Below are 17,752 nucleotides of genomic sequence, written 5' to 3' on the forward strand. Positions count from 1 at the left end.
GGAATCAAAAAATTAACGTGCGTGGTTTGCATTCCAGATAAGGCCACCAGGCCTCAATTCATTTGCCACGCCAGCGCGAACGGAACGGTCTATCGTCTGCTGCCAGGCGCGATTTAACGCGCCGTTATTGTCGGCCGCCTGCGGTTCTGAGCCCTGATTCTGAATAAGTACTGAGGTCTGAATGGTCAGTGGCCCTGCGCCTGAAGAACCCAGTCCCTGCATTGATGCCGTTCCCACATAGCCGCCGCCCGCATACCCCTGCGCACCGCGCATCATGGCGTAAAGGTTGCCAATCCCTATCGCCGAGGTCGCCTCTTTGGTAAAAACAAATTCGCCGCCATGAACAATCCCTCTCGGCTCATATTTACCCCCGTCTCCGGTATAGCCTCCATCGGAGTGGCCCGTGAAAACTTTACCGATGGATGCTACCCAGCCAATGCCGGAATTCGACATCGCGTTAAAGGAAGCCTGCATGGCTTTTACCAACAATAATTGGCTAAGCATCTTCAGCGTCCCTTTCAGAAAGGTCATCAGGAAATCACTAAAATTCGCCTTTCCTGTGGTTATATATTCCACCAGCGAGTTTCCCATTGAGCTGAAGGCGTCTTTAGCTAAATCCTTAAGCTTGCCATGAACGTTTTCTCCATCCTTAAGGAATTTATCCCACGCCTCTTTGGCTCCTGCCATTAAACCGCCGAGCCAATCGCTCTTCCCCCCTTTTTCCGTATCATCGTCAGAACGCTCTTCCATATTTGCGCCTGGGCGAAAAACTTTTGGCGTATTACCCAGTTCTTCTTTTGGAGGGCTACCTATTCCTGCCAGTGAATCCCAGTAACTTTTAGAGCCTGACGTTATATTGTAGGTCTCATCCTCAGATTTCTTTACCATATCCTGAAGTATGGGTCCCATTCTGGCTGGAGGAAGGGGTAACGTCTGTATTAACCTTTTCAGGCCATCCGTATGCTTTTTCTGGATATCTGTTGCAGCACGAAAAGTCTTATTAAACTCTTCACTTTTACGGCTGGCGACAGTTACTTTCTGTTGATATTTATCCAGAAGCTGATTGCTTTTTTCCAGTTCACTGTTATTCATGCGCAGTGTTATTGTTGTATCACCCGCCATTGATTATCTCCTGAAAGAATAAACCAACTACTTATCTGGTTTACATTGATTAATAATGTGAACATACTTCTGCTAAAACCCAGGCTAGTTCTGTAGTTTATTCAGGATATTCAAGGCCACCCGTTCCATTACCTGAATATCGTTTATTGCGGTTACCTCATCAGCTATATCATAAACCCTCATGAGCCATGCGAGGACACTGTAGTCCAGACCGATAACCCCTCCTGGACTGGTGCGCCACTGCGTGCTGGCCGTGCGAAAGACCACAAACGCAGGCCAGATATCGGGCCAGACGTTGATGACAATATCGTCATAGTCTTCGGCTGTCAGACCGAATGCGCTTAGCTCATCCGCTGATGGTTCAGGCGTATAGAATGCAGAGGCAACCGCAATCAGTTTTTTTCGCGATTTCCCGTCAGCTCCTGATAATAAGTAGCCATTATTGCTTTAACGGCCCCCGGATAGTTATCTACCAGCACGCCCATATTTTCTCTCGTACAGGGTTCAGATAATGCCCAGCCGTCGACGATCTCCAGTAAGAAATCACAGACCGTTTTTTCGTCAATATCTTCTAGCTCTGCCAGTTCTTTTATTGGCCGATGCTTAAACGTAAAATTCAGCACTCCGTCTTCTTCACCGGCACGAGGAATAGCAACATCAGCTTTAAAAACAGGGTTAGGTTGTAATTTGAAAATAGCGCTCATAAATACCCTTAAAAAAGGCTCCCGCAGGAGCCCAGTTGAATTTAATTTATGTTCCACAGATAAGGAGAACGATTAATCTTCCGATTTATAGAAAGTAATATCCCGAGAGTGAATGGAAAACGCGACTTGTACAGTTTCAACGCTATTCACCGCGGTCACTGGTTGCGGATCAAATGACGGAACGCCGGACCAATAGCGATACTCCTTCGCATTAGGCACAAACATGCGTAGCGGTAACACCTGGCCGTAGCGATCCGCCATGCCCAATACTTTATAGATCGGTAAAGAAGCATCATGCGCTAAGGTAAAGGTTTGGCTTTTAGCCGCCTTAAAGGTGCCAATATTACGCTGGCGATCGTCTGCCAGAAACTGTACCTGTGCATACTGCTGTTCACCACCCGACTGCGCGACTTCCGTAATCTGTGGAATCTCAGTCCACTCCGTGATTTTCTGTAATTTCCCGCCACCGGCATGAGCCGGGAAAAAATTCCGGTCGCTGGAGTTAATGACCGAAATGGTTACGCTATTTGTTGTTTGTGCGGTGATTCTGGCAACTAAACCATCGATTACACCCCAACCCGAAGAAATCAGCACGACATCATCAACCTTAAGGTTATGATTTTCAGCAACGGTAAATACCGCACCTTCAGCATTGGAAACCGTACTCACAGATACGGGAGAACCAAGACCGGAACCAACAAAAACGGTTGAGCCATTAGGCAGAGCAAAACCCATAATAATATCTCCATTATTGATATTTAAATATTTGAATGCATTTTATCAATGCGAATAGCTTGTTTAATTATGACTTATTGTTGCGCCATAGTGATTACGCTTTAACACCACATCACTTTTCAGGAATTTGTGTGACTGCCGTTCTGTAATACGCTATCAGGGATACGTTTTGCGGCCGGCTCATTTTCAAAAATTTTCATACCATACTGGCCGATCCAGGTTGCATTTTGGTTAACATTACTCAAAATAAAATCCATAACTTCAATCATTAACTCTTCAATGAGAGCCGCAGAATTATCACGCCACCAGGTTTCAATAGCGGCGAGAAGAGAGTCGGAGCCATTAGCAATAAACTGCTCGCCAATACTATAACGTTTCGCTTTATTTTCATCAGTAATACAGTGCAACTTACTGATTTGTAAAATTTCCGCTGATGGCCCCATGGTTTGAACGGTGAGCGTTGCGACTTTATTACCAGTTTCCTCAGCAATGGCAGATGAGTAAAACATTGAGAGGGTTAAATCATTAGATGTATACATATTCACTTTCTCCAGATTTCAGTTACTGAACGAATTAGATTAATAAAACAGAAAATTACATAGCTATCCGAGCCCTTAACCAACCATATATAAATGATTTATTAGCCTCACTTTTTTCTGCTAACTCCAGATAATACTGCCCCTGGCTACAGTTTAATGCCCGTAGCAGTACAAGCTCCCCTTCACTGCCTCTTCGAATAACATAATGGCTCAAGGCATTTAAGGTCCTGGGGCCAATAACACCATCGGTTATAAGATCCGGATAAAGTACCCCACGATGATTAAAAGCGTTTAACCAGCGTTGAAGCCACTTACCCGGCAGAACAGGCCCCATATTGACCCCGGCGTCACACAGTTTTTCAGCGATCGCGGTAGATATTTCAGCAACATGATCGAACCGGGGCGCAATCCAGTAGTCAGCGTTGAGAATATCCAGCGCCTGTTGGCGCGTCAGTTTTTGCATATCGCCATCATAACCATGAGCCCGTGCGGTGACTTGAGTAATCCCCCAGTTTGTCGGACCTCCTTTATCATCAGGATGATTTACATAACCGCCCTCCTTTTCCAGAATGGCATTAAAAATCTCATCTTTATTCATTTATTCCTCATTTATCGATTAAATGCGCAATATTCCCCCTCACCAGGAACACGGCAATAAAGACAAAAAAATTCACGGTAACAACCAACCAGTGGGTCGACGTATACAAGCCGAAGAGATAACGAAACGGTATGCTGGCATAGGTGATTACCAGTAAATAAGCCGTATACGATATCCATGGTCGATACCTTCTGTACCGGGCGCGCCGATAAAACATTAAGGTTAGGGTGATCAAAGCGCAGAGAACGGCATTAAGCAGCGCGGGAAGTTCATTTCCCATTCGGGCGCCCACTATTGTTGCGGGTTAGTATTTTGTAGAGGTCGGTTAGTTCTTGATTATTCAGGAACGTGAGTATCTTAATAATCAGCGCGGATATCAGCACGGCGCCTAACGCGTCTAAAGGTCGTTCATTGTATCCGGTCCAGATAGCCAGCTTCGTACCAATTAACCCGGAACCCAAAACGCCGACAATAAAAGAAGTCATAAAATAGGCGACGAGTCTAAAGCGCGTGATATTAACCGCCGTCGCAACATAAAATACCGCGCCAGCAAAAGCCCCAAAAACAACGCCATAATCAATACCTGTCACCAGGCCAAACATACCAGCGCCCATTAATCCACCAGCAACAATTATCGACGTACCGGAAACAGGATCGGACATATACCCTCCCTTCTTTCACTATGAGTTATGATGGTAAATAACGAAGCGCAGGGTCATTTTTCCTGGCACTAAGGCGTTACCTCGCCGTTACTTTCTTTCTTTTTTGCAAACCAAGCGCATAAATTGCCCTCTGGAAGAGCCAGGTTCCTGGCTGCGCATACTGGTGTGCAAATTCTTGCTGATAAATGATGGTCGCTCGCTCAATTTGCCGTTTATATTCCTCGCGCTGCCAAAAAATATCCTGTGCCACAAATTTAATCGGCAATGCGTCCTCAATACGTTCAGGCGTATGGTGCTTCCCTTTTGCCTGAATCTGAGCGCGGGACGGAGTGGGCCGATGGATAAGATCTGAACTGAGCGTTTGCGGATTTTGTAAGTGGGAGCGCTGCGCGCGACGTCGGCCCGCAGCGGAGCCATTAAACGCGGTTTTACGGGACATTGCGGTCTCCTTTAATGGGCTTTGGCGGAATGCCTTCGGCAATCGGATCCTTGCCAATGGCTTCACCCCAAAGCGCACTGCGCCATGGCGCTGGCTTTTCAGCCACGTAGATTCAGTTATGAATCGTTGTATTTCATCATCCGGATAGTGCTGTCTATCAAGCTGATGACAAAAGAATACCTCAGGGTTATTTAAAAATAAATACCCATAGGTATACTTTATCGAAAAAACAAATTAACCAATTGAAAATATTGAAAATATTTTTGAAAAAATAGTGGCCTGACGCGTAAAAACAGCTGAAAAGGTCCGAGGCGGGTAGTGTTGAACAGCGGGTCACAGGATTGGGGGGTGAGAAGCCGCAGGTATGCCCGGCGTACAGGTGGCATACCCGGGTAATGCTTATGGCTGAGCTCAGGGTTTATGACAGAAACAGGATGGCGAAGCTGCGCGGCAATGAACGCCTTTAAACAAAGCGTTTAACGCTGTGGCTATAAATCACGCGACCAATGATCTTCAGATACTGTTCATGGCTTTCGCCAATCGTCCAGTCCGCATATTTGCTGTTATCCGAGTGAACGAGCAGCCCATCCGCCGTGAACTGAAGACGTTTCACCAGCACCGCGCCTTTAAAAGAAAAGACATAAATGCCGTCACCTTCAAAGTAGTCTTTCGAGACATCGACAAAAATGTAGTCACCGGTCTCAATGGTGCCGGACATGCTATCGCCGGAGACCGTGATCACCTTGATATGCTCTGCGGGCCGGTTACCAAAAAGCCGCAGCGCGCCGGCAGAGTCATAGGTGATGCTATTCACCGTTTCATCAACCTCACTGGAGACAATGCAGCCCGGCCCTGCGCTGGCCTGGGCATCCAGAACCTCAATGACATATGGCATCTGCGGCGAATCCTCTACCGGTTCTCGCTCGATATCAATATTACCGGTGATACCGTCCATCCATCCACGGGGCAGATTGAACGAAGATTCAATAAGTTCGACCATCTCGTCAGCTATCCTTTTCTTTTGCTTTTTGCCTTCGGGGTAGAGCATCCTTGAGACGTAAGAAGGCTCCCGTCCAAGGGTTCGGGCCACATCAACAGCCTTACCGCCGCATAAATTATCACGGATATAGAGCAAGCGCTGTCGTCTGATTTCGTATTTATCCATCGCAATGATTCTAACGCCATTTACCATCAGGTATCTAAAATATAGCAAAACTCGAATAAATTACCTACAGGTAATTAAGACAGTGTTGTCGGTCAGGAGGCTTTGACTGGCGAAATTCGCCACACTGCTACTTATGGAAAAATGACGCCACTGATTTTGGTGTAGGGTGTCGTTCATACGTAGGCACCTATGTAATACCTTGAATTAATTTATCTGAACTATGGATTTTGTCGCTACTGGAGATCAAAAAATCATGTTCCTCTGGGGTCTATACTTAAACAGTGATTCACAAACCCGGTCACCCTGCCCGTAGCGATGCAGGTAACGCAACCCCGTTACCAGGCAGGTGAGATACGAACTTATCCGCTACCGGTGGAATCGCGCCGATAGCGGTTTCGCAGAAGAGCTCAGCGAGTGCTCAGCGTGTATCAATGGGCATAAAAACTTTTTTTATCAAAAATTTAGCAATGTGAGTATTGATATGATCACTATCGACGGTAATGGCGCGGTTGCTTCAGTCGCGTTTCGCACCAGTGAAGTTATCGCCATCTACCCGATCACGCCCAGTTCCACGATGGCGGAGCAGGCGGACGCCTGGGCGGGCAACGGGCTGAAAAACGTCTGGGGCGATGTTCCCCGCGTCGTCGAAATGCAGTCGGAAGCCGGGGCAATCGGCGCCGTGCACGGCGCGCTGCAAACCGGCGCCCTCTCGACCTCTTTTACTTCATCGCAGGGTTTACTGCTGATGATCCCGACGCTGTACAAACTGGCCGGCCAGTTGATGCCGTTTGTTCTGCACGTCGCCGCCCGCACCGTGGCAACCCACGCGCTCTCCATATTCGGCGATCACTCGGACGTCATGGCCGTGCGTCAGACCGGCTGCGCGATGCTCTGCGCCAGCAGCGTCCAGGAAGCCCAGGATTTTGCGCTGATTTCGCATATCGCCACGCTGCAAAGCCGGGTGCCATTTATTCATTTCTTTGATGGTTTCCGCACCTCGCACGAAATCAACAAAATCGCCCCGCTGGCGGACGATACCCTTCTCAGCCTGCTGCCGCAGGATAAAATCGATGAACATCGCCAGCGCGCCCTGAACCCCGAACATCCGGTAATCCGCGGCACCTCAGCGAATCCGGATACCTACTTCCAGTCACGTGAAGCGACTAACCCGTGGTACGACGCGGTTTACGCGCACGTTGAAACGGCGATGAACGATTTTGCCGCCGCCACCGGGCGTCAGTACAAACCGTTTGAGTTCTACGGCCATCCGCAGGCCGAGCGCGTTATCGTGATTATGGGGTCCGCAATCGGCACCTGTGAGGAAGTGGTTGATGAACTGCTGAGCCGCGGTGAAAAAGTCGGTGTACTGAAAGTTCGTCTTTACCGCCCCTTCTCCGCTGCCCACCTGCTGGAAGCGCTGCCGGTAAGCGCCCGCGCCGTAGCGGTGCTTGACCGCACCAAGGAACCGGGCGCCCAGGCTGAGCCGCTGTATCTCGACGTGATGACCGCGCTGGCGGAAGCCTTCAACCGCGGCGAGCGAGAAACCCTGCCGCGTACCATTGGCGGCCGCTACGGTCTCTCTTCAAAAGAGTTCGGGCCGGAGTGCGTCCTGGCGATATTCAACGAACTGAGCGCCGCTAAACCCAAGCCGCGCTTTACCGTCGGCATCTACGATGACGTCACCAATCTTTCGCTGCCGCTGGTAGAAAACACGCTGCCGTCGGAGGCGAAGCTGGAAGCCCTGTTTTACGGGCTCGGCAGCGACGGTAGCGTCTCGGCCACCAAAAACAATATCAAGATTATCGGTAACTCGACGCCGTGGTTCTCGCAGGGCTATTTCGTCTATGATTCGAAAAAGGCCGGCGGCCTGACGGTTTCCCATCTGCGCGTTAGCGAGAAGCCGATTCGTTCTTCCTATCTGATTTCGCAGGCCGATTTCGTCGGCTGCCACCAGCTGCAGTTTATCGACAAGTATCAGATGGTTGAACGCCTGAAGCCCGGCGGTATTTTCCTGCTCAACACGCCTTACGGCGCCGAAGAGGTCTGGTCGCGTCTGCCGCAGGAAGTCCAGGCTACGCTGAATCAGAAAAAAGCGCGGTTTTATATCGTTAACGCGGCAAAAATCGCCCGCGAGTGTAGCCTTGGAGCGCGTATCAACACCGTCATGCAGATGGCCTTTTTCCATCTGACGCAGATCCTGCCGGGCGATAGCGCGCTGGCGGAGCTGCAGGGCGCGATTGCTAAAAGCTACAGCAGCAAAGGTCAGGAGCTGGTCGAACGCAACTGGCAGGCGCTGGCCCTGGCCCGCGAGTCGCTGGCGGAAGTGCCGCTGCAGCAGGTCGATGCCAACAGCCCGAACCGCCCGCCGGTCGTCTCCGACGCCGCGCCGGATTTCGTCAAAACCGTGACCGCCGCCATGCTGGCCGGGCTCGGCGATGCGCTTCCGGTCTCCGCCCTGCCGCCGGACGGTACCTGGCCGATGGGCACCACCCGCTGGGAAAAACGCAATATCGCCGAAGAGATCCCTATCTGGAAGGAAGAACTTTGCACCCAGTGTAACCACTGCGTGGCCGCCTGCCCGCACTCGGCAATCCGCGCGAAAGTGGTCTCCCCGGACGCGATGGAAAATGCCCCGGCCAGCCTGCATTCTCTGGACGTTAAATCCCGCGATATGCGCGGCCAGAAGTACGTTCTGCAGGTCGCGCCTGAAGATTGCACCGGCTGTAATCTCTGCGTCGAGGTTTGTCCGGCCAAAGACAGGCAGAACCCGGAAATCAAGGCCATCAATATGATGTCGCGCCTTGAACATGTTGAAGAAGAGAAAGTGAATTATGACTACTTCCTCAATCTGCCGGAAATGGACCGCAGCAAGCTGGAGCGTATCGATATCCGCACCTCGCAGCTGATCAGCCCGCTGTTCGAATACTCCGGCGCCTGCTCCGGCTGCGGCGAAACGCCGTATATCAAGCTGCTGACTCAGCTCTACGGCGACCGGATGCTGATTGCCAACGCCACCGGTTGTTCATCGATTTACGGCGGCAACCTGCCTTCCACGCCCTACACCACCGATGCCAACGGCCGCGGGCCGGCGTGGGCTAACTCGCTGTTCGAGGATAACGCCGAGTTTGGTCTCGGTTTCCGCCTCACCGTCGATCAGCACCGTCAGCGCGTAATGCGTCTGCTGTCGCAGTTCGCCGATAAACTTCCGCCCGCGCTTAACGACGCGCTGCACGCGGAAGCAACGCCTGAAGTACGCCGCGAACAGGTGGCCGAGCTGCGTAAGGTTCTGGCAAATGAAGCCGACGCGAAAGAGCTGCTAACCGACGCCGACGCACTGGTCGAGAAATCGATCTGGCTAATCGGTGGCGATGGCTGGGCCTACGATATCGGCTTCGGCGGTCTTGACCACGTGCTGAGCCTGACCGAAAACGTCAATATTCTGGTGCTCGATACCCAATGCTATTCCAACACCGGCGGCCAGGCATCAAAAGCCACCCCGCTGGGGGCGGTCACCAAGTTTGGCGAACACGGTAAGCGCAAGGCGCGCAAAGACCTCGGCGTCAGCATGATGATGTACGGCCACGTTTACGTCGCGCAGATTTCCCTTGGCGCGCAGCTGAACCAGACGGTAAAAGCGATTCAGGAAGCGGAAGCGTATCCGGGCCCGTCGCTGATTATTGCCTACAGCCCTTGCGAAGAACACGGTTACGATCTGGCGCTGAGCCACGATCAGATGCGTCAGCTGACCGCGACCGGATTCTGGCCGCTGTATCGCTTTGACCCACGTCGCGCCGATGAAGGTAAACTTCCGCTGGCGCTGGACTCCCGTCCGCCGTCAGACGCGCTGGCAGAAACGCTCCTGAACGAGCAGCGCTTCCGCCGCCTTAACGCGCAGCAGCCGGAAGTCGCGGAACAGCTGTGGAAGGATGCGACGGCGGATTTACAAAAACGCTATGACTTCCTTGCCCAGCTGGCCGGTAAGGTGGAAAAACCGGCAACCGAAAGCTAATTTACTGACGCTTTTTTAGCCACCCATAAAAAAAGCCCGAATATTCATTCGGGCTTGTCATTTTACCGCTCAATAAAAACCATTCTCAGGAACGGAGGGCAACATAAATTCTTAGATGACAATAAAAGGCATATAACGGGCGGATAATACGATATTAAAATCACCGTGTATAATTTTTATTTTGTATGTATTTCACAAAATCATTCATTATAATTATCACCATTTCAGTTGAATTATTTATTTTAGATTTTACTCATATCGTAACAATTGATATTTACCATATCTTAATTTGCTCATTTAGCATGAGTTCACTTCCCAGGAGGAAGCTAAAACAAAAACCGTTAAAGGATTGTCTAAATGAAAAGAAAAGTACTGGCCCTCGTTATCCCGGCATTGTTAGCTGCTGGCGCTGCTCACTCTGCTGAGATTTATAATAAAGACGGAAATAAACTGGACCTCTATGGCAAGGTAGATGGTCTGCATTATTTCTCCGATGATTCATCTAAAGATGGCGATCAATCCTACGTCCGTCTTGGCTTCAAAGGCGAAACTCAGATTAACGATCAGCTGACCGGCTACGGTCAGTGGGAATATAACGTTCAGGCGAACAACACCGAAGGCGCCGACAACCAGTCCTGGACCCGTCTGGCGTTTGCGGGTCTAAAATTCGCTAACTACGGTTCATTCGACTATGGCCGTAACTACGGCGTACTGTACGACGTAGAAGGCTGGACCGATATGCTGCCAGAGTTCGGCGGCGACTCCTACACCCAGGCCGATAACTTTATGACCGGCCGCGCTAACGGCGTAGCGACCTACCGTAACAATGACTTCTTCGGTCTGGTTAACGGCCTGAACTTCGCCCTGCAGTATCAGGGTAAAAATGAAAACGCAGGCAGCGGCGAAGGCACCAACAACGGCGATCGCAGCGTACGTAACGCCAACGGCGACGGTTTTGGTCTGTCAACTTCTTATGATTTCGGTATGGGTATCAGCGCTGCCGCCGCCTACACCTCTTCTGACCGTACCAACGATCAGATGACCCGAACTACCGCACAGGGCGATAAAGCGGAAGCATGGACTACCGGCCTGAAATATGATGCCAACAATATTTACCTGGCGACCATGTATTCCGAAACCCGCAACATGACGCCATACGGTAACGGCAACGGCGTCGCCAATAAAACCCAGAACTTTGAAGTGACTGCGCAGTATCAGTTCGACTTTGGTCTGCGTCCGGCGGTCTCTTTCCTGATGTCTAAAGGTAAAGATTTGAGCAAAACCGATGGCGACAAAGATCTGGTTAAATATGCTGACATTGGTGCGACTTATTACTTCAACCGTAATATGTCCACCTACGTTGATTACAAAATCAACCTGCTGGACGAAGACGATAGCTTCTATTCCAACAACGGCATCTCTACCGATGACGTGGTTGCTTTAGGCCTGGTTTACCAGTTCTAATCAGCGGGCCCGCTGGCAACGGCGGGCTTTCTCTTCCCCTCCCGGCCATCGACTGCATTCAAAGCAAAACAATATATCAATTGCTTTAAAATAATCGACCGATGAATGTTATATTGCTACCAGGAACCGCCGTAGCCGTAGAGGACGCCCGCCATGCACCATCATCCCGTGAAATCATCCCGTATCCATTCCATCGCCTACGATGAGTCCTCCGGTATTCTTGAAATTCGTTTTCGCGATAACAAAACCCTACAGTATCTCGGCGTCCCGCCGCGCATTTTCCGCGACTTTCTCCAGGTGGTTTCTAAAGGCCGTTTTTACGACGGCGTGATCAAAGGAAAATTTACTGAACGCCGCCGTGCCTGATGGCGAAAGTGTGATTGCGCTCAATGTACAATAATCAACTGGATGGCCTACACTTTAAGTGGTTACTTAAACAGGAGGTTTTATGAACAGAATGATTCTTGTGCCCATCGATATTTCCGATACAGAATTAACCGATCGCGTTATCAAGCATGTTGAAGCTGAAGCCAGAATCGATGATGCCGAGGTGCATTTCCTGACCGTCATTCCCTCCCTTCCCTATTACGCTTCGCTGGGAATGGCTTACACCGCAGAGCTGCCGGCGATGGATGACCTCAAAGCCGAATCGGAATCGCGGCTGAAAGAGATTGTGAAAAAGTTTACTATTCCCGAAGACCGTGTCCATTTACACGTTTCGGAAGGCTCGCCAAAAGATAAAATCCTTGCTATGGCGAAGTCTCTCCCCGCGGATCTGGTGATTATCTCTTCGCACCGTCCCGATATCACCACCTATCTGCTGGGCTCTAACGCCGCCGCCGTTGTCCGCCATGCGGAATGTTCGGTGCTGGTCGTGCGGTAAACCTACTCTGCCCGCCGCTGTGCGGGCTTTTTTTCCGCAATCTGAGCACTGGGCCGTACCCGCAGCATCGCAGATAGGGGAATCATTTACCTGGTACTATTAAAATTAGTACGTTGTGTCTTTTTCATTTTGCTGTATAAAACCTTTGCCCGAACATGGGTATGTTTTACAACAATTATAGGGATGAAATGAAAAAGTTAATTATGGTAGTTTTCGCCGCAGCCGCTATTTCTGGTTGCGCCCAGCAGAGCTTCTCGGTAAATCCTGGCGTCACCGTTCAACCTCAGCAGGTCACCACTCACCACTTCTTTGTCAGCGGCATTGGCCAGTCGAAGCAAATTGATGCTGCCAAAGTCTGCGGCGGCGCCGACAAAGTAGTCCGTACTGAAGTGCAGCAGACTTTTGTCAACGGCCTGCTGGGTTTTGTCACCCTGGGTATTTATACTCCGCGTGAAGCGCGCGTCTATTGCGCTAAATAATTGCCGGCGGCAGGCATCATCATTGCCTGCCCATTTCCCTTTCGGTTCAATTGCCTTCTCTTTGCCCGGACAAACTCATCTTTTCGCGCCCCTACCTGAAGGTTACCTGATGCATTCGTGAATCGTATCTTTGTTCGTGGCGGATTTTGCGCCACAGGTAGAGCATACTAGGAGATAAATGAAATGCCGGCACACGAGGATAAGCACCTTGCATTTACCTTCGGTTTTTAGCAATTCCTGGGCGATCCCTTTGTGCTTGCCACAATCCATCCTCTGAAGCATTCGGGTGATATGGCCGTGGATAATGGAGTGCCCTCAGAGCGGGAGACACTCCATACTGATTATCGCGCGCTCCGGGATTAGCGAGTTTTGCTTGCTATATCCACGGGCGGTAATGATTTAGAATCGATATTGAAGTCCGGCTGTGATGGTATAGTTTTTATTTGCAATGCCGGCAGCATCTCCTCCAATTGAAGCTGATTCACCGCTATAGGTATCAATAATCTGAGTGCCTCCCTTACCCTCTTCATATTTACTATAGGTGAATTCAGTAAAAACTTTGGCATGAGGCGTGATGTAATACCCGGCATCAACCGATGTACCATAATAACGCGAATTAGTTGATTTCTCGCGAAAGGTCAACTCACGCATATAGTGTTCGTCGTTATCATGAGCTCTGACCCAATCACTGAATTTAAACAAGGCATTAAACTCAAAGTCATTGATACGATATTGACCCGCGAGACCGATATAGGGCATGGAGAATCTCTGGCTGTATCCTATCCCACGCTCACCGGTCGGAAAATTGCCAGTCGTCGCACCGTTATCATAATTGTAAGAACCTCCGGTAGCCGTCCAGCTGAAACGCGTTTCCTGATAACCCGCAATTACGCCCGCTTTATAATTGTCGTCCTGGAAAAGCCAGCCCTGCACGCTGAGATCGTATTCATTGGCATAATTGACATTGGTGCTGGGATGAGATGAATGATCTGTCCAACCGGACTGGTTATCGTTCATCCAGTCATAGTCATCCATATGTCCTGAGCCTGAAGCCAACGACGTCCAGCCGCGGGCGGTCAGCGTCAAAAAGGAGTAGGCATCCCATGAGACATCACCTTTCACAATGGCGACATTCTTTATTTTCCAGTCAAGTTGACTGACCTTTCGTCCCGTATCCGCGTCATAAACTCTCTCCTGTGATTTCCCACTCAGCATCCCTGCAGACGTCGATACAGTAAAACTTTCCGCAGAAAAATTTGGGCTTAGCTGCATTGACTCGGCATAAGCTGATCCTGAAAGAGTCGCTATCATCATTACTGCAACGGTACTTTTTTTCATTTTTATTCCCATAATCAAAGTTAATCCATAAGTTGCAGTGAAAGTTTAAATCTCATAAAAACATCAGGCAACTGTCAATTTTTGTAATTGCCTTATTCATAATCCGAGAAATAAGAATGTGGGCTGGATAAGCGCTTCGTTTTGCAAGGAAAAACCCCATTGAGCAGGCACATATTCAGATTATTATCAGGAAAAAATCTAACTGCTCTGGCGTTGTAGGGAATCAGTGTGCATCAGGTTATTTTTACTCAAACTTTACCGCTGTTATTCACCTGCGCCAAATACCTTCGCTGTGTAATTATCAGGATGCAAATAATTATATCGCGATCCTGGCGGATTATGGCAAAAGCAGGAACAAGGCCCCTGCTTTAAAAAAAAGCGAGGTACCTTGCCAACGCTTTTTGATTATCGCGAACAATAAATTCTCGCACCCTTTTACCAGATACTCTCCATCACCGGGCGTGTGACGCTGGCGAGCCTGAAAACGACGTTTGTCTTTCTGCCCGGAGGGGGGATTGAGGCCAAAACTCGCCGCACTATCGTTAGCAGATGGAAAGCCGCCGTAAAACGCGCTGGCATTCGTCGTCGGAATCCGTACCATACGCGACATACTTTTGCCTGCTGGCTGCTGTAAGCCGGTGCTAACCATTGTTAACCAGATGGGGCATGAAAACGCAATAAATGGTGTTCAAAGTCGACAGTACAGGGATGGTTGAAATGAACGGCGTTCGGCTATCAATGCCTGACGCCGGGCTTGCACCGTGAAGTTAACTTTGCCCCTTACATGCCTTTTCGTTTCAGAGAACGTTTATAATGCTTGATAATCAGCAAGTTACAAAGAAAGAAAAATACAATATCGACAAATTGCAGAAGCGCCTGCGCCGTAACGTCGGCGAGGCGATCGCTGATTTTAATATGATTGAAGAAGGCGACCGCATCATGGTTTGCCTCTCCGGCGGTAAAGACAGCTACACCATGCTGGAGATTTTGCGCAACTTGCAGAAAAGCGCGCCAATTTCCTTCTCCCTGGTGGCGGTCAACCTCGATCAAAAACAGCCGGGCTTCCCCGAACATATCCTGCCGGAATATCTTGAGCAGTTGGGCGTTGAATACAAGATTGTTGAAGAAAATACCTACGGCATTGTTAAAGAAAAAATCCCGGAAGGTAAAACCACCTGTTCGCTCTGCTCACGTCTGCGCCGCGGCATTCTTTACCGCACCGCTTCTGAGCTGGGCGCGACCAAAATCGCCCTCGGCCACCACCGCGACGACATCCTGCAGACTCTGTTTCTGAATATGTTCTACGGCGGGAAGATGAAAGGGATGCCGCCGAAGCTGATGAGCGATGACGGTAAACATATCGTGATTCGCCCGCTGGCCTACTGCAGGGAAAAAGATATTGAGCGTTTCTCCCAGGCGAAAGGTTTTCCGATTATTCCGTGCAACCTGTGCGGCTCGCAGCCCAACCTCCAGCGCCAGGTCATTGCCGACATGCTGCGTGACTGGGACAAACGCTATCCAGGGCGCATCGAAACGATGTTTAGCGCGATGCAGAACGTGGTGCCTTCCCATCTCAGCGACGTCAACCTGTTCGACTTTAAAGGCATTCAGCACGGCTCTGCGGTCGTTGACGGCGGCGATCTGGCGTTCGATCGTGAAGAGATTCCGATGCAGCCGGCCGGCTGGCAGCCGGATGAAGATGACGCGCAGCTGGATGAGCTGCGCCTGAACGTTGTGGAAGTAAAATAACGTCTTTGCGTCTCAGGCACGCGCCTGAGACGCCTTTTCCGCGCTTATTTCAGCAAACGAACCCGGCAGGCTTTACCTTTAATTTTCCCGTTTTGTAGCTGCTTAAACGCTTTATGCGCGACGCCCTGACGCACGGCAACGTAGACATGCGCCGGATGAACGGCGATTTTACCGATATCTGCGCCCTCAAGACCGATATCACCGGTCAACGCCCCCAGCACATCGCCCGCGCGCATCTTCGCTTTTTTGCCGCCATCAATGCATAGCGTGGCCATCTCTGCCTGCAGTGGCACAACGCTGCTATTCGTCGGCCCACTCATCCAGTTGAGCTTCATTTGCAGCATTTCGGCAAGGATATTTGCACGCTGCGCCTCTTCCGGCGCACAGAGGCTAATCGCCAGGCCGCTTTCACCGGCGCGGGCGGTACGACCAATACGGTGTACATGAACCTCTGGATCCCAGGCCAGTTCATAGTTCACCACCAGCTCAAGCGACTTGATATCTAACCCGCGCGCAGCAACATCGGTCGCCACCAGCACGCGCGCGCTCCCGTTAGCAAAGCGCACCAGCGTCTGGTCGCGATCGCGCTGTTCAAGGTCGCCATGCAGCGATAGCGCGCTTTGCCCGGCGGCGTTTAGCGAGTCGCAGACGGCCTGACAATCTTTTTTGGTGTTGCAGAACACCACGCAGGAGGCGGGCTGATGCTGGCTCAACAGCTTTTGCAGCAGCGCGATTTTGCCGTGTTGCGAGGTTTCAAAAAACTGCTGCTCGATAGCCGGCAGTGCATCAACGGCGTCAATTTCAATAGTCTGCGGGTTGTTTTGTACGCGGCCGCTGATTGCCGCTATCGCTTCCGGCCACGTAGCGGAAAACAGCAGCGTCTGGCGCGAAGCCGGCGCAAAGCGGATCACTTCATCAATGGCATCGCTAAAGCCCATATCCAGCATGCGGTCCGCTTCGTCCATCACCAGCGTTTGTAGGGCATCTAACGATACGGTGCCCTTTTGCAGGTGATCGAGCAACCGCCCCGGCGTAGCAACGATAATATGCGGCGCATGCTGTAGCGAATCGCGCTGGGCGCCAAAGGGCTGGCCGCCGCAGAGGGTTAAAATTTTGATATTCGCCATGAAGCGCGCCAGCCGACGCAGCTCGCCGGCGACCTGATCCGCCAGCTCGCGGGTTGGGCACAGCACCAGCGACTGCGTCTGGAACAGCGAGGCGTCAACGTGCTGAAGTAGCCCGAGGCCGAATGCCGCCGTTTTACCGCTGCCGGTTTTTGCCTGCACGCGGACATCTTTACCCGCAAGAATCGCCGGCAAAGCCGCGGCCTGAACCGGGGTCATCGAAAGATACCCCAGTTCATTCAGGTTAGTTAGCTGGGCGGCGGGCAAAACATTCAGAGTTGAAAAAGCGGTCACAATTATTTCTCGCATTACATTTAGGGGCGGACAATCTGCTGGCGCGTATCGTCGCAGATCTCCGCTCCCGATGCGACAATTTAATCGGCTCATCGTCAGGCGGCGGGTCGGGTAACGGGCGCGGGCGAGGTTTGGGATCGTGGACCGGTACCGGATCGTTGGGTTCCGGCGGAATGGGAATTGAGTTCAGCTGTTCATTACGCATATTGACTCCCGGTTGTGGGCGGGTACACCCGTTAAGCGTAGAAGCTGAGAAACAGAGCGCAAAAAAAAGCCGACTCATTAAAGTCGGCGTCGTACGAATCAATTGTGCTATGCAGTAATTCAAAAAAGGAAGTAAGACAATATGGAGCGCAACGCCCATCGCTTGACGTTGCATTCACCTGCGAGAGAGATATTGCCCTGAATGGGTAGATGGTTTATTGATTTCGCTCAAACATTGCCGGGT

The 17,752-nt window shown here is 50.7% G+C and carries 18 protein-coding genes and 2 pseudogenes; 7 read left to right on the top strand and 13 right to left on the bottom strand.

What is annotated here, in order from left to right; genetic code table 11:
- Positions 1-12 precede the first annotated feature (12 nt).
- The 10 genes from ABLU67_RS02370 to ABLU67_RS02415 all read right to left on the bottom strand — a co-directional run bounded on the left by ABLU67_RS02370 (position 13) and on the right by ABLU67_RS02415 (position 5,964).
- Positions 13-1,122 (bottom strand): phage tail tape measure protein, encoded by a 1,110-nt coding sequence (locus ABLU67_RS02370; RefSeq protein ID WP_064358487.1) that lies wholly within the window; start codon positions 1,120-1,122, stop codon positions 13-15.
- An 84-nt stretch (positions 1,123-1,206) separates the two neighbouring features.
- The gene (locus tag ABLU67_RS02375) at positions 1,207-1,518 is read right to left on the bottom strand and encodes a DUF1799 domain-containing protein (protein ID WP_032749343.1); all 312 of its coding nucleotides are present in this window, start codon (positions 1,516-1,518) and stop codon (positions 1,207-1,209) included.
- Positions 1,515-1,826 carry a phage tail assembly chaperone gene (locus ABLU67_RS02380; RefSeq protein WP_004850345.1) on the bottom strand — a complete coding sequence of 104 codons (312 nt, stop codon included), beginning with the start codon at positions 1,824-1,826 and terminating at the stop codon, positions 1,515-1,517. The genes ABLU67_RS02375 and ABLU67_RS02380 overlap by 4 nt, the downstream gene beginning before the upstream one ends.
- 72 nt (positions 1,827-1,898) lie before the next feature.
- Complete coding sequence (locus ABLU67_RS02385) at positions 1,899-2,561, bottom strand: phage tail protein (protein WP_014229127.1); 663 nt, start codon at positions 2,559-2,561, stop codon at positions 1,899-1,901.
- A gap of 119 nt (positions 2,562-2,680) precedes the next feature.
- Positions 2,681-3,100 (bottom strand): hypothetical protein, encoded by a 420-nt coding sequence (locus ABLU67_RS02390; protein WP_348852138.1) that lies wholly within the window; start codon positions 3,098-3,100, stop codon positions 2,681-2,683.
- Positions 3,101-3,155: 55 nt separating this feature from the next.
- Positions 3,156-3,698, bottom strand: coding sequence for a glycosyl hydrolase 108 family protein (locus tag ABLU67_RS02395; RefSeq protein ID WP_004850338.1), 543 nt, complete (start codon positions 3,696-3,698; stop codon positions 3,156-3,158).
- A 7-nt stretch (positions 3,699-3,705) separates the two neighbouring features.
- A complete protein-coding gene (locus ABLU67_RS02400) occupies positions 3,706-3,978 on the bottom strand; it encodes a phage holin family protein (RefSeq protein ID WP_032749344.1) in 273 nt (90 codons plus the stop codon).
- A complete protein-coding gene (locus tag ABLU67_RS02405) occupies positions 3,968-4,360 on the bottom strand; it encodes a phage holin family protein (RefSeq protein WP_025107970.1) in 393 nt (130 codons plus the stop codon). The genes ABLU67_RS02400 and ABLU67_RS02405 overlap by 11 nt, the downstream gene beginning before the upstream one ends.
- A gap of 76 nt (positions 4,361-4,436) precedes the next feature.
- Entirely contained in the window at positions 4,437-4,799 is a 363-nt protein-coding gene (locus tag ABLU67_RS02410; protein ID WP_014229124.1) for a hypothetical protein, read from the bottom strand.
- 463 nt (positions 4,800-5,262) lie between these two features.
- Positions 5,263-5,964, bottom strand: a complete 702-nt coding sequence (locus tag ABLU67_RS02415; RefSeq protein ID WP_046877232.1) for a S24 family peptidase — start codon at positions 5,962-5,964, stop codon at positions 5,263-5,265.
- A 481-nt stretch (positions 5,965-6,445) separates the two neighbouring features.
- Between ABLU67_RS02415 and nifJ the strand changes: the two genes are divergently transcribed.
- The 5 genes from nifJ to ABLU67_RS02440 all read left to right on the top strand — a co-directional run bounded on the left by nifJ (position 6,446) and on the right by ABLU67_RS02440 (position 12,799).
- Positions 6,446-9,973 (top strand): pyruvate:ferredoxin (flavodoxin) oxidoreductase, encoded by a 3,528-nt coding sequence (nifJ, locus tag ABLU67_RS02420; RefSeq protein ID WP_038424419.1) that lies wholly within the window; start codon positions 6,446-6,448, stop codon positions 9,971-9,973.
- A 357-nt stretch (positions 9,974-10,330) separates the two neighbouring features.
- Positions 10,331-11,437 carry a porin OmpC gene (ompC, locus tag ABLU67_RS02425; protein WP_009652979.1) on the top strand — a complete coding sequence of 369 codons (1,107 nt, stop codon included), beginning with the start codon at positions 10,331-10,333 and terminating at the stop codon, positions 11,435-11,437.
- 153 nt (positions 11,438-11,590) lie between these two features.
- On the top strand, positions 11,591-11,803 hold the full coding sequence (locus ABLU67_RS02430; protein ID WP_004850325.1) for a KTSC domain-containing protein: 213 nt from the start codon (positions 11,591-11,593) through the stop codon (positions 11,801-11,803).
- 82 nt (positions 11,804-11,885) lie between these two features.
- Entirely contained in the window at positions 11,886-12,320 is a 435-nt protein-coding gene (uspF, locus tag ABLU67_RS02435) for a universal stress protein UspF (protein WP_004101601.1), read from the top strand.
- Between the two features lie 188 nt (positions 12,321-12,508).
- The gene (locus ABLU67_RS02440) at positions 12,509-12,799 is read left to right on the top strand and encodes a Bor family protein (protein ID WP_014229121.1); all 291 of its coding nucleotides are present in this window, start codon (positions 12,509-12,511) and stop codon (positions 12,797-12,799) included.
- 399 nt (positions 12,800-13,198) lie between these two features.
- Here ABLU67_RS02440 and ABLU67_RS02445 read toward each other — a convergent pair whose 3' ends face one another.
- A complete protein-coding gene (locus tag ABLU67_RS02445; RefSeq protein WP_348852139.1) occupies positions 13,199-14,137 on the bottom strand; it encodes an omptin family outer membrane protease in 939 nt (312 codons plus the stop codon).
- 535 nt (positions 14,138-14,672) lie between these two features.
- Between ABLU67_RS02445 and ABLU67_RS02450 the strand changes: the two are divergent.
- Both ABLU67_RS02450 and ttcA read left to right on the top strand, forming a co-directional pair.
- Positions 14,673-14,768: pseudogene (locus tag ABLU67_RS02450) on the top strand (site-specific integrase); the annotation flags it as partial.
- A 182-nt stretch (positions 14,769-14,950) separates the two neighbouring features.
- Positions 14,951-15,886, top strand: a complete 936-nt coding sequence (gene ttcA, locus ABLU67_RS02455; RefSeq protein WP_025107977.1) for a tRNA 2-thiocytidine(32) synthetase TtcA — start codon at positions 14,951-14,953, stop codon at positions 15,884-15,886.
- A 44-nt stretch (positions 15,887-15,930) separates the two neighbouring features.
- Here the strand turns inward: ttcA and dbpA are convergent, their stop codons facing one another.
- Together dbpA and ABLU67_RS02465 are read right to left on the bottom strand one after the other, a co-directional pair.
- The gene (gene dbpA / locus ABLU67_RS02460) at positions 15,931-17,304 is read right to left on the bottom strand and encodes an ATP-dependent RNA helicase DbpA (RefSeq protein WP_014229118.1); all 1,374 of its coding nucleotides are present in this window, start codon (positions 17,302-17,304) and stop codon (positions 15,931-15,933) included.
- Positions 17,305-17,344: 40 nt separating this feature from the next.
- Positions 17,345-17,509 (bottom strand): annotated as a pseudogene (locus ABLU67_RS02465) (hypothetical protein); the annotation flags it as partial.
- Between the last annotated feature and the right edge of the window lie 243 nt (positions 17,510-17,752).

The organism is Klebsiella sp. GN_Kp190, from assembly GCF_040061795.1.
Taxonomy (GTDB): Bacteria; Pseudomonadota; Gammaproteobacteria; order Enterobacterales; family Enterobacteriaceae; genus Klebsiella; species Klebsiella michiganensis.